The organism is Changpingibacter yushuensis, from assembly GCF_014041995.1.
Classification (GTDB): Bacteria; Actinomycetota; Actinomycetes; order Actinomycetales; family Actinomycetaceae; genus Changpingibacter; species Changpingibacter yushuensis.
Genome location: NZ_CP059492.1, coordinates 2271368 through 2285672, shown reverse-complemented (window position 1 = coordinate 2285672; position 14305 = coordinate 2271368). Strand labels below are relative to the sequence as shown.

Sequence of the window (14305 nt, the reverse complement as noted above, 5' to 3'; positions counted from 1 at the left end):
AACATGGCTAGAGCTTAGCTTCCGAACTTGGTGATGAGTCAAGTCCCGATCGTTTTGTCTCACAAGTCGAGACTTCGGCTGTAAGGGCCTCGAGGATGGGGCTTCGAGGGCGGGAGCCTCAAGGACGGGAGTCTCGAGTACTCACGTGAACGCGGGTGAATGACGGCATCGGTCAGTGGCATTGTTACGAGCTATGTGCGCAGTCAGGGAACTGGTGCGCGTATCTGTTGGGATGGTGAGAAAATGCTCGGATTGTAACGCGATGACAATGCGCCATATGAGGCGATTGTTAACTTTGTGATGGGTGTTAATCGTGATAACAGTTGTGAACGGTGTTCCAATTTGTGTCCATTTGTTATAAGTTCGTAATTGCACGTTGTACATGGGGAGGCTTCACCAAGCCGCCATTGCCAGGTTTGTAGCAGACGGAGAGATAGTGGCACATCAGAGTATTCGGCGTTGGGTGGCAGCCCTTGCAGTTTCAGCACTGACCGCTGGCGTTTTCGCGACTCCGGCCTTCGCTGACGATGCCAGCGAGGACCAACTCAACGAGGCAAAGACCGCGCAATCCCAAACAAGCCAATCGATTGCAGGTCTCGAAGTCAGCTTGGCTCAGCTTGCAGCGCAGAGCAATGAACTCGGCACCAAGGTTGCTCAGGCACAGGCCGCGTCGATCGCAGCCCAGCGTTCACTCACCGATGCGATTGGCGACGCCGCTGCGGCGCACGAAGCAGCCGAACAAGCCGCCGCCAAAGCCGATGCAGCTAAGGACGAACTGGGGCGCATCTCCACCGCGATGTACCGAGACGGCGCTGGTTCAATCTCTGGGGCGGCATATCTCTTGGGCGCTGATTCTCTCCAAGATGCAAACAACCGGGCGCGCGCTTATGGACTTGTTGGTGAGGATGCCAACAAGGCAGTGCAGCAGTATGAAGCCCTACAATCTGTGGCCGATACAATGCAAGCAGAGGCAGAGAAGAAGACCGCCGCACAGCAGAAAGCTGCAGATGCGGCCCAGTCAGCCGAAGATGCTGTGACCTCAGCAAAGAGCGATGTGGATTCTCAGGCTGCCGGTATCGCAAGCCAACGGTCAGACCTCATCGCACAGCTCGCTGTTCAAAAGGGGACCACTGAGGCCATTGAGACTCAGTTGCAGGAGCAGAAGGAAGCTTCCGCCAAGGCTGAAGCCAAAGTTGAGCAAGAAAAGATTGTTCAAGCAGCTGAGAAAGAAGCGACCCGGGATACGCCAAACTCGCCTAGCACTCCTGCGGCAACGCAACCCTCGACAACCACAACAACAAAAGCTCCTGCGCCGAGTTCATCAGCTACAACTCCAAAACCTGCAGCCACAACTCCAAAACCTGCAGCCACAACGCCTAGTCCAGCCGCTACCACTCCCAAGGCAACGGCTGCTCCGACTCCAACGGCTACCACCACCACACAACCTTCTGGTGGCACGAGTTCGGGTTCAGCAACCGGCAAGGCCATTGTGAACTTTGCGATGGGCTACGTTGGAGTGCCGTACGTGTGGGCGGGGACCACGCCCTCCGGGTGGGACTGCATTGGCTTTGTACGCTATGTCTACAAGCAGTTTGGTGTGAGCATTGGTGGCTACACCACATCGGTCCTATCGGTTGGCACAAGGGTCTCTTACGCCAACGTTCAGCCGGGAGACATCCTGTACTGGCCGGGTCACGTAGCTATCAGTATTGGTAACGGCCAAAACGTGGGAGCCTGGAACGAAAGCTGGGGAACCCGCGTGGGTAAGGACAGCTGGGTGGGATCAAACCCAATTGTGATTCGCGTGTTTAGGTGATTCGCGTATCTGAATGATCCGCGTATCTGAGTGATCTGCCCATTCGACTGATTGGACCTCGTGGAAAGAGAGCACCTGCGTGCCCTGAGGTCGTTGCTTCGACAAGGTCGGTGGCGCCTGTGCGCGCCCACGTGGAACTAGCGCGAACACGTCATCAGAATCGAGCCACGCCAATCACGCACTCATTATCGGCTCTTGATCTGCGTGGCTGCACAAAACTGCTCCTTGGAAGTCAGTACTGAATTTGCCAGTACTGACTTCCAAGGAGCAGTTGAGTTTTGGCTTTTCGGCCGGCAGTTGTGCACAGATCAGTGCTGCTGCTTCTCACCTTCGTGATCAATGAGGCGTTGGTAGGAGTTGCGGATCTCTTCCTCAGCATCCAGACGTCCCACCCAATGAGCACCTTCCACAGACTTGCCTGGTTCAAGATCCTTGTACACCTCGAAAAAGTGCTGGATCTCCAGACGGTGGAACTCGGAGACATCTTCGATCTCCGTACGCCACGAGGCGCGCTGATCCCCAGCGGGAACACACAGCACCTTGTCGTCGCCGCCATGTTCGTCGCGCATGCGGAACATACCGAGCGCTCGGCACTTGATCACGCAGCCAGGGAACGTTGGCTCCTCGAGAAGAACGAGCGCATCGAGAGGATCGCCGTCCTCACCGAGGGTGTTATCAATGAAGCCGTAGTCGTCAGGGTAGCGAGTTGATGTAAAAAGCATGCGGTCGAGCCGGATCCTGCCCGTCTCGTGATCGACTTCGTACTTGTTGCGATTGCCCTTGGGAATCTCGATGGTGACATCGAACTCCATCATGTGGGTTTCTCCTTCTCGATGGGTCACGGCGTCGCCGAGGCTTGATCTACCGGGCAAGCATGCGAAACTTGGTTCTGTGAAACGACGAACACAGGTGGCCATCTCGGCGATACTAGCGCTCGGTGGAATCTACCTCCTTGCGGATGCATTCGATCTTACCCCGGGTGTCCTCACAACGCGGCCCATTGTGGCCACGGCGGAAGCTTACCCAACTGTGCAAGCGCGGAGCGAAACCCAGGCCATTCTCCCGGAGTTCGATTCAGATGCGCAGATTCCCGATGCGGCGGCCGTCCAGAGTGCCATTGAAGCCTTTCAGGCTGACGATCAAGTGACTGGCGGTTCCTCCATCGAGTTTGTGGATACGGCAACAGGTGATGTGCTGGGATCTTCGAATGCCGATGTGGCTCGTACCCCGGCCTCTAACACGAAGCTTGCAACCGCCGTCGTCGCACTTGAGAAACTGGGCCCAGCCACCACGTTCCCGACCACAACCACCCTCTCCGGATCCACCCTGTATCTGGTGGGTGGCGGGGATACCCTGCTCGCTTCGGGCGCGGGCGATGAGACCGCGATTAAGGGACGGGCCGGCATAGGCGATTTGGCAGAAGCTACGGCAGCCAAGCTATCTGAACAGGGCGTCTCGGAAGTCTCGGTTGCCGTGGACTCGTCGCTCTTTTCTGGATCGCTGTACAGCTCTGAAGTTACGGGAGTAGATACCGGCTACATCATGGAAATGCGGCCATTGGCTATCATGCAGTCGCGCAACGCCAACAATCAGTACACCTCCAATCCCGATCTGCAGGCGGGTCAGGCGCTCGTGGATGCGCTGGTGGACCTGGGTATCTCGGCCACTCTGGACGGGAGAGCCACGTCGCCGTCGGACGCGAGCGAACTTGCCTCCGTGCACAGTGCCAGCGTTCGCGAACTGGTGGACTTCATGTTGACTGATTCGGACAACACAACTGCAGATGTGCTTGGGCACCTTGCCTCGATCGCCACAGGTGGTGAGGGAACATTCGAGAGTGCGGGGGCACAAACTGTAGCTTCTTTGGCCGATTTGGGTTACGACGTCGCGGGTGTCAGCCTCGTTGACAACTCTGGACTCTCGATTTCCAACAAGCTCACCACTACGATTCTCGTGCAGGTTTTTGACAACCTCTACACGTGCGACGGCTGCAACCTTGAAGCGATCGCCTCTGGAGTTCCGGTGATGGGTCTGAACGGCACGCTTTCGGATCGCTCGATCGGAACGGTCATCGCGGGTAAGGTGCACGCGAAAACGGGCACACTCGTGACCGCCAATGCACTCTCCGGTTATCTCCTGACCGCCAACGGCCGCCTCCTGACCTTCTCGATCCTCGTGGATGGCATCGAGGAAGGAACAACTGGCTTGGTGCGCCCGGTGATGGACGAACTCCTCACCACTGTGGCAGGTCTGTAAAGCCCTTCGAATGCGCCGCAGCGAAATGCGCCGTCAGCGCATCAATGTGTGCCCGGGCCGCAATCGGCGGCTACGGTAGAGCCATGGCGCTCATCAATTCCGATCTGACAGGGCGGGTATCGGCATTTCTGGCAGGTCCTGGACCCTCTATCGACCAGCGAACGGGCCACGGGGTGGTTGCGCAACTGCACGCCCAAGCCTTGCGAGCTCCCCACATTGTCAGCGATATAGCGCACCTTGATTCGGCGGCAAACCTTGACGTTCCTGTGCTCGTGGTCTCCCGGCAGAGTTGGTCGAAGGTGGTTGCAGACTCGTTTGAGGACCTGTTCGGTGGAGTAAGCGAACAGAATTGGCTCGAGGCGGCCGCGCTCTCCACGGGGCTGGGCGCCTCGTTGGCCGTGATGGCTAGGTCAACACTTGGCCAGTTCTTGCCGTTCGGCGGCGAATCGACCGACGGGGGCCGCGGGCGCCTCCTGTTGGTTGCGCCTAACATACTTGCCTTCCAACGCACATATGGTTTGGACCGCCGTGACTTGGCGCTCTGGGTCAGTGTGCACGAACTCACCCATGCCGCCCAGTTCGCGGCCGCTCCTTGGCTCGAAGGATTCATCGTCTCGCGCGCCCGTAGCTTGCTTCAGGCACAGCGGGACGGCGAGCAGATTGTGCTCACAGATGGCGCGGGCGGTGAGGTTTCTGCTGTGATGAGCCTCTTGGAAGGGCACGCCGAACACGTCATGAATGCGGTACCCATTGCGCAAATGCCCGGCAAGAACCGGCTCATTGCGGCGATCGGCCAGCGCCGTAGCTCGGGTGGAGCTCTCAAACGCGCCATCAACCGTTCGATGGGGCTTCAGGCGAAGTTGAGCCAGTACTCATCGGGGGCTACCTTTGTGGCGGAAGTTGTGAAAGCCGTGGGGTATGACGGCCTCAACGCAGTGTGGGAATCTCCGCTCAATGCGCCTTCCCTAGAGGAGATCGCAGCGCCACAGGCGTGGATCAATCGAATGAGGTGAGGAGAACCAGTGAGCGGACCCCACAAGGCCGTCGCTGCGGCACGCAATGCAGTAAAGGATGCCCTTGACCGCGCGGGATTGGGGCCTGGTGATCGCCTCGTTGTGGCCGTATCGGGTGGATCGGACTCGATGGCGTTGGCGCATGCGGCACTCTTCGTTGCCCGGCACGCTGGCCTGTTGGTGGCAACGGTGACGGTGGACCATGGGTTGCGCAGCGAGTCCGCAGATGAGGCCGAACACGTTCGTGCGCTCATGGAAGTGGCCGGGGCGGATCCTGCGGTTGCCGTCCATGTTGATGTGTCTGCCCCCACCATTTCGGCCGGCCCAGAGGGCGGCGCGCGATCTGCCCGATACGCTGCGTTGGCAGATACCGCCCGCCAGTTCACACGCGATGGCGCAAAAGTGGCTGTTCTGCTGGGGCACACTGCTGATGACCAAGCTGAGACGGTACTGCTCGGATTAGGACGCGGATCGGGGGCGCGATCGATCAGCGGAATGCGTGCGGTGGGCCCATTGCCCGAGTTCTCCGATGTCATGGCGTTGCGCCCATTCTTGAACATGCGTCGCGAAGAATTACGTGCTGCCTTGCGCTCCACGTCCACGCCGTGGGTGGAGGATCCCACCAACGCTCCAGACTCTGAATGGCGCGCTGCAGATGGCGCACTTCTTCGCCGCGCAGCCATTCGTCACGAAGCGCTGCCCGCACTAGAGAGGGCCGTGGGTTCCGGGGTAGTCCAAGCGCTCGCCCGCACAGCGCATCTTCTTCAGGCCGACGACGACGCATTGGAAGCGTGGGCTGGGCGTGAGCGAGAGGTTCTGGGGGAGCGTCCTTCGATTGCGAAGCTGAGAGAGCTTCCGGTGGCGGTGCGCACTCGCGTGATCCGGCACTTGGCTCTGGATGCGGGGGCTCGGTCTGGTGAGTTGACTGGATGGCATATCGATCACATTGATGAGCTGATTACAGGGCCGGGCGGTGGGCGCGGAGTGGACCTGCCAGGGATCCGAGTGGCGCAACAATCCGGGTGCATCGTGTTTGGCAGCGTAGGCTTGAACCATTAACCCAAGGAAGGACAACCATGGAAGCTCGTGACCTCAACGACGACCTTGACCAAGTACTTATCACCGCAGAGCAGATCGATTCTCGGCTAACGGAACTTGCTGCTCAAATTGATGGCGAGTACGAGGGTAAGGAGCCTCTACTCGTTGGTGTTTTACGTGGTGCGGCTATGGTGATGGCCAATCTTGCGCTGAAGATGCGCAGCCCAATTCAGATGGATTGGATGGCTGTTTCCTCCTACGGATCAGGCACGAAGTCTTCCGGAGTGGTGCGCATCCTCAAGGATTTGGATACTGACCTTGTGGGTCGCGACGTCATCATTGTGGAAGACATCATCGATTCGGGTCTGACTCTTTCTTGGCTGAAGGCAAACCTCGAATCCCGCGGGCCCAACTCCGTCAAGATCGTGACGCTCCTGCGTAAGCCGGACGCCGCAAAGGTCAAGCTCGACGTGGATTATGTGGGGTTCGATCTCCCCAATGAATTCTTAGTGGGCTACGGGCTCGACTACGCGGAGAGGTACAGGAATCTCGACTGCATCGGTACGCTCGCACCGCACGTCTATGGAGGGTGAATGAGCCTCGAATCGAGCGATACGACGCCCGTTGAACCGGCGCAGATCCAGCCGGCCGATGGACAGGAGCCTTCGGCACCTGATGACAATCCCCCTGCGAAGGGTGGAAAGAGTGGCGAGCCGAAGAATGGCAAGAAGTCACGATGGCGGTTGATCGCATGGGTGATTGCCGTTGTGGTCCTAGCGGCCACTCTTGTGACGTGGGCTCTGACATCCGCGGATCGTTTCACGACCATTCGTACTTCGGAAGGCATCGAACTCCTTCAGGGCTCCACAATCAAGCGTGCGGAAATAACTGAGGGCACGCAACGAGTTCGGCTTTGGCTCACCACACCGACCAAGTCGATGGACGATTCGGGAGAGCTTCATGACGCTGGTGAGAAGGTTCAGTTCCAGTACGTTGAAGCCCAGGCGCAGCAGGTAGCAGATCTCGTTGCTGATGCTAATCCTGCGCAAGGATATAACTCGCTGGTGCCGCAAGCCTCAGTATGGGATTCCATCCTTGTCATGGCGATTCCGATGCTCATCATCATCGCTTTCTTTATCTTCTTCCTACCTCGAATGCAGGGCGGCCCCGGGGGCTTCACTCGCCTGCGCGACCGCAGTCTGGAGGGTGACCGCCCCGACGTCACGTTTGACGATGTGGCGGGGGAGGTTGAGGCCGTCGAGGAGCTGCAGGAGATCACGCAGTTCCTGACCTCACCGGAACGCTTCCACGCACTCGGCGCTCGCATCCCCCGCGGAGTGCTCTTGTATGGCCCGCCCGGGACTGGCAAGACTCTGTTGGCGCGCGCCGTGGCTGGCGAAGCAGGCGTCCCGTTCTACTCGATATCTGCCTCCGAGTTTGTGGAGATGTATGTGGGCGTTGGCGCCTCCCGCGTGCGCAAGCTGTTCGAACAGGCAAAGCAGAACTCACCAGCCATCGTCTTTGTGGATGAGATCGATGCTGTGGGCCGTGGCCGCGGCGTGGGAATCGGTGGTGGAAACGATGAGCGCGAGCAGACGCTCAACCAGCTCCTGGTAGAACTCGACGGCTTCGATGATCGCACCAACGTCATCCTTATCGCTGCAACTAACAGACCAGACGTACTCGACCCGGCGCTGCTGCGCCCCGGACGCTTCGATCGCCAAGTTTCTGTGGATGCGCCGGATCTGCCTGGCCGCGAGGCTATCTTGAAGGTCCACGCCAAGGGGAAGCCATTGGCCGAAGAGGTTAGCCTACTTTCTGTTGCACGCCGAACTCCCGGTTTCACAGGTGCCGATCTCCAGAACATCCTGAACGAAGCGGCGCTCCTTGCCGCTCGTAATGGGTTGGAGACCATCGGCGAACACGAAGTGGATGAGGCAATCGACCGAGTGCTCGCGGGCCCGCAGAAGCAATCGCGCGTCATGAACGCCGAAGATAGGCGCATGACCGCGTATCACGAGGGAGGTCATGCGCTCGCGGCTGCCGCGCTGCACCACTCTGATCCGGTTACCAAGGTGACAATCCTGCCGCGCGGGCGGGCACTTGGATACACGATGGTCATGCCAACTGAAGACCGCTACTCCGTCTCACGCAACGAGCTTTTGGATCAACTGACATACGCCATGGGCGGGCGCGCGGCCGAGGAGGCCGTGTTTGGCGATCCGAGCGCTGGTGCATCAAATGACATTCAAAAGGCCACAGAAACGGCCCGGACGATGGTCACTGAGTACGGTATGAGTGCCAAGATCGGCGCGGTACGCCTCTCTGATTCTGATTCGGACCCGATGACGGGACGTGGCGGAGGAAGCAGCGGGCTCAGGCACTCAGACGCGCTGAGCGGAACTGTGGATGCCGAGGTACGCATACTCCTGGACGAGGCCTTCGCGGAGGCGTGGAAGATCGTCGTCGAGAATCGGGATGTACTTGATACCTTGGCAGCGCGGCTCTTGGAAACTGAGACGATCCTCGAAAACGAACTTCAGCACATTTTCTCCAACGTTCGAAAGGCACCCGAGCGCCCAGCTTGGCATCTTGCTGCCAACTTGCCAGCATCAACAATTCCGCCCATTCCCTTGCCTGCTAGCCCGGCCGAGGCTGCGCACGGCTCCGATAGTGATGCCGAGGAGGCATTCAATGACTGACAGACCGGATCTTTCCGCGCGCCCCTACGATGAAGAGGGCGTGCGCACAGCCGTCCGCGATCTTCTGGTGGCAGTTGGTGAAGATCCCGATCGTGACGGCCTCCGGGAGACCCCCGATCGCATGGCCCGCGCCTATCGCGAGATGTTTGCGGGCCTCCATGAGGATCCTCTCGAGGTCCTGAGCAAGACCTTCGATATTGGGCATCAGGAGCTTGTTCTGGTCAAGGACATCCCGCTGTATTCCATGTGTGAGCATCACCTGCTGCCGTTTCATGGAGTGGCCCACGTGGCCTACATTCCCAGCGAGGACGGGCGGGTGACAGGTCTTTCGAAGTTGGCTCGGCTGGTGGATGGTTATGCCCGCCGCCCACAGATTCAGGAGCGTCTGACCTCGCAGGTAGCAGATGGCCTCATGGAAGCGCTTGGTGCCCGCGGTGTCATCGTGGTGATGAAGGCCGAACACCTGTGCATGTCTATGCGCGGGGTGCGTAAGCCCGGGGCGTCCACTGTGACGTCCGCTGTTCGCGGCAGCATGCACAACCATGCAACTCGTGCAGAGGTCATGAGCCTCATTAACTCGTAAAGGAACGATCATGGCAGTCCCTCGTGTTCTTCGACATCTTGACCGAACTCTGGTGATGGGCATTCTCAACATCACGCCCGATTCGTTTTCCGACGGCGGCAGGTGGGTCAATACCGATACGGCCATCGCTCACGGCCATCGCCTCATCGAGCAGGGCGCCGACATTATTGATGTTGGAGGCGAGTCGTCCCGGCCGGGTGCCAGACCCCTGACTGCCGATGAGGAGTGGGACCGCGTTGGCGCCGTGATCAAGGCTCTGGCCCAAACTGCCACGCCGATCTCAGTGGATACCTACCACGCGGAGACTGCGCGCCGGGCTGTGGAGGCTGGCGCGGCAATCGTCAACGATGTGACAGGTGGTGCAGGTGATCCGGCCATGTTTTCAACTGTTTCCGCCCTCGGCTGCCCGTACATCTTGCAACACACTCGCGGTACTCCTAGTGAGATGAACTCGCGCGCACGCTACGCAAACGTCTCAGGGGAGGTTTCTGCGGAGCTACAGGAATCCATAGATAGGGCCGTGACACTCGGTGTCGCCCGCAGCAACATCATCATCGATCCGGGTTTCGGATTTGCCAAGAACGGCGAGCAGAACTGGGATCTTGCCGCCCATTTCGAGGACATTGAAGCACTGGGCATGCCGATCCTCATCGGAGTCTCGCGCAAGCATTTCCTAGCGGGAATGGCGCCGGGCCCGCAACCCGCTGATAGGGACGATCTCACTGCCGCCATGACCAGCTACTTTGCTCTTCGTGGCGTGTGGGCCGTGCGCGTGCATGAGGTCGCAGCATCCCATGCCGCCGTGCTCGCGGCGCAGCACCTGCGCCACGCGGGCATGCCCACGCCCAGCTGGGTGCCGAAAGGTGGCTCGAAATGAGCGATGTGGTTTCCATCTTCGGCGTTACGGCCGACGGTTGCCACGGCGTTCTCCCCGAAGAGCGCACCTACCTTCAACCTTTTGTGGCGGACATTGAGGTTGAGGTAGATACGCGCCAAGCTGCGATTTCCGACGACGTCGCCCAAACGATCTCGTACTCGGACGTTGCGAACGACGCGGTGCAGGTCATCACTGGCGAATCGGTGAACCTCATCGAAACGCTTGCTTCGCACATCGCGGATAAGGTGTTGGCACGCGGGGCGCTCTCCGTGACAGTCACGCTTCATAAGCCGAAAGCGCCGGTTCCGCTGCCGTTCTCAGACGCACAGGTGCGCATTCATCGGGACGGACCGTTGAAGGACTCGCAAGCCGGGCTGCGCCACGTCGTGCTGGCCTTAGGCGCCAATTTGGGAGATACACAGGGTTCGCTCGAGTGGGCAATCGGGCAGATTCGGCTGTTGGACGTAAATGTGGTTGCGGTCTCTAGCTTCCTGCGAACCGCTCCCGTGCTCGCAGAGGGGCAGGCACCCCAAGCCGATTACCTTAATGCGGTGATGTGCATCGATACCGCACTGGCGCCGCTGGACCTGCTTGCCGCGCTGGAACGAATCGAGGTTCGTGGCGGAAGGGTCCGCCACGAACGCTGGGGCGCCCGGCTGCTCGACATCGACATCATTGACGTGGAAGGCATTACTTCCACCTATTCGCATTTGCTGCTGCCACATCCGCGTGCAGCGGAACGGCTCTTCGTGCTGGTGCCGTGGCATCAGATCGAACCAGATGCCACTTTGCTGGGCCGCCCAATATCGGATCTGATTGACGATCTGGTGCGGTCAGGGAAGTCTCTCTGATGCACAGGACGCCGTGGTGGCTGATACTTGGCTGGATCGGTTTGGGTGTGTGCCTAGGAACCCTCGTGGGAGTGTTCGTACTGCGCGATGGCTCTGCACCGTTTCCTATCCCGCTGGCCACGAGCATACTGATCCTTCTGGTAGCGGCGTTCATTTTTTGGGGTGGCTGGCAGGTTCGCCGGATTCGAAAACGGCAGCCAGCCCGTATTGGCCCTCTTGCAGCTGCACGTGTGGCCGTATTGGCACAATCAGGTTCTCGCGGCGGATCTCTTCTGTTTGGTGCGTTCGCAATTCTGGCTGTGCTTTACAACCGGTCGGGAAGCTCAGACTACGTCACGGCTCACGTTCGTGCCGCAGCCGCCGCCGCGGTAGCTTCGGCAGTCCTTGCTCTTGTTGGGTACCTCGTTGAGTCGTGGTGCAATGTGAGTGGCGACGACGACGGCGGTGGCACCGATCCGATTCCACGTGAGCCCCATCCGGGCACCGCTGTTCGAGGTAAACCGAGCAAACAACTTGAGAACTTTCCGCTCGGTGGATAGCTTGGGGACATGTTCACCCCCTTGGCTCCTGGCCTAACGTTCAAACCGGTTGACCCCGCATTTGCACGAGTCAAACTCATATCCTCGTTCTTTCTGGGCGTACCAGCGCTGGTCGCTGCTGTGGTAGTCACCATTCTGACGTGGGAATCCTTCCGGTGGGCGGCCCTCGGAATCGTTGTGGTTGTGGGGTTGTGGCTCTGGTACGTGGTGCTCGTATGGAGGCGCGTGCGCGCGATGGGGTACGCAGAACTTGAGGAAGAGTTGGTACTTTGCCGTGGCATTATGTTCCGAGCTTTGGAGGTTATTCCATATGGCCGTATGCAGCAGGTGACGGTATCTTCCGGCCCACTTCTTAAACGGTACGGATTGGCATCTGTAACGCTCGTTACAGCAGCGGCAGGCACTAACGGCGTAATTCCCGGAGTTCCTCAAGCCGAGGCGGAGCGTTTGCGTACCAAGCTCACAGCACTCGGCACTGCGGAGATGGAGGGCCTGTGAGCCTCGAATCGGATCCCGCCCAGTTGGATCAGTCGGATGCGCCGCACAGTGCCGTGCCTGATACTCAGTGGCATCGCTTCACAAAGGCAACGGTTCTGGGTGATGCCCTCAAACTAGTGGGTTTTCTGGGCTTGGCTGTGTTCTATGGAGCAAAGCAGATCCTAGAGAACGACGGCATAGATGAGCTACGGGATTCCGTTTCGGGTATCAGTTCGTTCATTCTCATCATTCTGGCGGCAGTGGCGGCGTTCGTCCTGATTGTCACGGTGTTTTCTGCGATTACGTGGCGCTTCAAGAGGTTTGCCCTCGTTCCAGACGGTATTCACCTTCAGTCCGGAGTTTTCATCAAACAGCATGTTCATGTGCGCTGGGATCGGGTTCAGAGCGTCGATATCAGCCAAAACCTCGTTGCTCGGGTACTCAACCAAGGCAGCGTGGCAGTGGAGAGTGGCGCTGCCGGAACGGACGACGTCGAACTCGGTCTGCTCACGATGAAGCATTGTGAAGCGCTGCGCCAGGTCATCATGGAGGCATCCGCCGCGGCGCGGCTTGGAAAGGATCCAGAGTTCGGAGACTGGACCAAGGGTTCTGCCGTCACCGCGCAGGAGTTTCCTATCTACGCCTTGGAAACGCGCCGGTTAGTGCTCACAACGCTCTACTCCGTTTCAGGAATTGCGGGAATCTTCTCATTGGCTGGAACGTTGCTGGTGGGCCTTGTGCTGGATGGATTCGCATGGATTCCGTTCCTGTTCGTAGTGCTTGGCAGCGCATGGAGCTCCATCAAGAAGCTTGCGAAGACGTGGGGAACGAAGGTCTTCTTGGCCTCCAACGGTGTGCGGATTCGCTCGGGTCTGGTCTCTACCTTCGCTCAGACTGTCGCTCCGGGCCGAGTGCACGCGATCGAGATCAACCAACCTCGGATGTGGCGCCGATTGGGATGGTGGCGCCTGAGTGTTTTGACGTTGGCCACAGGCGAAGTGAACGACGACGCCGACGCGCTCGTTATTCCGGTGGGCACGCGCGAAGAGGTCGAGCGGATGCTGTGGGTCATTCTGCCGGACTTGGGTGTGGATGACGCCCAAGCATTCCTTGAGGAGGCCTTCGCTGGTTCTGGAGGATCGGTGGCCTTCACGCCGGCACCCGAACAGAGCAAGTGGCTCGATCCTGTGGGGTGGCGCTCCAACGCAATTGCGTTGACCCGCACAGTCGCAGTGTTGCGGTGGAGCGGCTTCTGGAGGCGCAGCACGAAGTTCGTGTTGCACGATCACTACCAGTCCTTAGCGCTGAGTCAGGGGCCGTTGGAGAGGCACCTAGAGCTGGCTTCCTTGCGCTTTTGTATGGTGAATGTGGCTGTTATTCCAATCCAATCGCACCTTCGGCTAGATGATGCCGTTCGGCTCATTGGAAATGAGAGCGTGGCGGGCAAGGTACGCCGGGCGGCGGCCGATCGCGAGAGTATCGAAGCGTGGCGCCTGAGGGTGGGCGTTCACTGAACATAGTGAAACAGTGGCCCCAGTTGCCTCACTCCACACCTTTTGGAAGGAACGCTCGGTTGGTAGGTTGGAGCCATGGAAAACGCCTCTCAGATTGCGGACATCAGAAACATCACCTTTCGTAATTCGAAGGGCGAGGAGACCGATCTCTCCGCGCTCGCGGATCAGGTGGTGCTCATAGTAAATGTGGCCTCCAAGTGTGGCCTCGCGCCGCAGTATGAGCAACTTGAGGACCTCCAGAAGACCTACGGGGACAAGGGCCTTCAGATCATAGGATTCCCCTGCAACCAGTTTCTTGGTCAGGAACCAGGTTCAATGGAAGAGATCCTTGAGTACTGCTCGGTGACGTGGGGTGTCACGTTCCCGATCATGGACAAGATTAGGGTGAACGGATCTCATGCGGCCCCCATGTACAAGGCGCTGAAAGACTTGGCCGAAGGCCCCGCCATGCGCGGACCCATCAAATGGAACTTTGAGAAGTTTGTGCTAACGCCTGATGATCACCTCTACCGATTCGCGCCAACAACCAAGCCCGATTCTCCTGAGGTTATGGAAGCCATCACGAGCCACCTTCCGCTCGCTGCCTGATCGGGTGTGCGGCTCATCGGTTTCGGTGACAGGGAGTGTGCGGCTCCTTGC

At 59.0% G+C, this 14305-nt stretch carries 14 protein-coding genes; 13 read left to right on the top strand and 1 reads right to left on the bottom strand.

All coding sequences use genetic code 11. The features are described from left to right. Positions 1-436: 436 nt before the first annotated feature. Entirely contained in the window at positions 437-1816 is a 1380-nt protein-coding gene (locus H2O17_RS09980) for a C40 family peptidase (protein WP_182049533.1), read from the top strand. Positions 1817-2124: 308 nt separating this feature from the next. Here H2O17_RS09980 and H2O17_RS09975 read toward each other — a convergent pair whose 3' ends face one another. Beyond that, positions 2125-2628, bottom strand: coding sequence for an inorganic diphosphatase (locus tag H2O17_RS09975; protein ID WP_182051037.1), 504 nt, complete (start codon positions 2626-2628; stop codon positions 2125-2127). Between the two features lie 79 nt (positions 2629-2707). On the opposite strand from H2O17_RS09975, the gene H2O17_RS09970 reads away from it, so the two are divergent. The 12 genes from H2O17_RS09970 (at position 2708) to H2O17_RS09915 (ending at position 14254) form a co-directional block, all read left to right on the top strand. Next, positions 2708-4072, top strand: a complete 1365-nt coding sequence (locus H2O17_RS09970; RefSeq protein ID WP_182049532.1) for a D-alanyl-D-alanine carboxypeptidase/D-alanyl-D-alanine-endopeptidase — start codon at positions 2708-2710, stop codon at positions 4070-4072. An 83-nt stretch (positions 4073-4155) separates the two neighbouring features. Then, complete coding sequence (locus H2O17_RS09965; RefSeq protein WP_182049531.1) at positions 4156-5085, top strand: zinc-dependent metalloprotease; 930 nt, start codon at positions 4156-4158, stop codon at positions 5083-5085. Positions 5086-5094: 9 nt separating this feature from the next. Continuing rightward, complete coding sequence (gene tilS / locus H2O17_RS09960) at positions 5095-6144, top strand: tRNA lysidine(34) synthetase TilS (RefSeq protein ID WP_182049530.1); 1050 nt, start codon at positions 5095-5097, stop codon at positions 6142-6144. A gap of 17 nt (positions 6145-6161) precedes the next feature. Then, complete coding sequence (gene hpt / locus H2O17_RS09955; RefSeq protein ID WP_182049529.1) at positions 6162-6716, top strand: hypoxanthine phosphoribosyltransferase; 555 nt, start codon at positions 6162-6164, stop codon at positions 6714-6716. Next, the gene (gene ftsH / locus H2O17_RS09950) at positions 6717-8825 is read left to right on the top strand and encodes an ATP-dependent zinc metalloprotease FtsH (protein ID WP_182049528.1); all 2109 of its coding nucleotides are present in this window, start codon (positions 6717-6719) and stop codon (positions 8823-8825) included. It abuts the gene before it with no gap. Beyond that, entirely contained in the window at positions 8818-9408 is a 591-nt protein-coding gene (folE, locus tag H2O17_RS09945) for a GTP cyclohydrolase I FolE (RefSeq protein ID WP_182049527.1), read from the top strand. Before ftsH ends, folE begins: the two co-directional genes overlap by 8 nt. Positions 9409-9418: 10 nt before the next feature. Further along, positions 9419-10285 (top strand): dihydropteroate synthase, encoded by an 867-nt coding sequence (gene folP / locus H2O17_RS09940; RefSeq protein ID WP_246311235.1) that lies wholly within the window; start codon positions 9419-9421, stop codon positions 10283-10285. Further along, positions 10282-11136 carry a 2-amino-4-hydroxy-6-hydroxymethyldihydropteridine diphosphokinase gene (folK, locus tag H2O17_RS09935; protein WP_182049526.1) on the top strand — a complete coding sequence of 285 codons (855 nt, stop codon included), beginning with the start codon at positions 10282-10284 and terminating at the stop codon, positions 11134-11136. The genes folP and folK overlap by 4 nt, the downstream gene beginning before the upstream one ends. Then, on the top strand, positions 11136-11675 hold the full coding sequence (locus H2O17_RS09930; RefSeq protein WP_182049525.1) for a DUF3180 family protein: 540 nt from the start codon (positions 11136-11138) through the stop codon (positions 11673-11675). Before folK ends, H2O17_RS09930 begins: the two co-directional genes overlap by 1 nt. A gap of 9 nt (positions 11676-11684) precedes the next feature. Continuing rightward, the gene (locus tag H2O17_RS09925) at positions 11685-12173 is read left to right on the top strand and encodes a PH domain-containing protein (RefSeq protein WP_182049524.1); all 489 of its coding nucleotides are present in this window, start codon (positions 11685-11687) and stop codon (positions 12171-12173) included. Next, complete coding sequence (locus tag H2O17_RS09920; protein WP_182049523.1) at positions 12170-13666, top strand: PH domain-containing protein; 1497 nt, start codon at positions 12170-12172, stop codon at positions 13664-13666. Before H2O17_RS09925 ends, H2O17_RS09920 begins: the two co-directional genes overlap by 4 nt. 75 nt (positions 13667-13741) lie before the next feature. After that, a complete protein-coding gene (locus H2O17_RS09915; protein ID WP_182049522.1) occupies positions 13742-14254 on the top strand; it encodes a glutathione peroxidase in 513 nt (170 codons plus the stop codon). Positions 14255-14305: the final 51 nt, after the last annotated feature.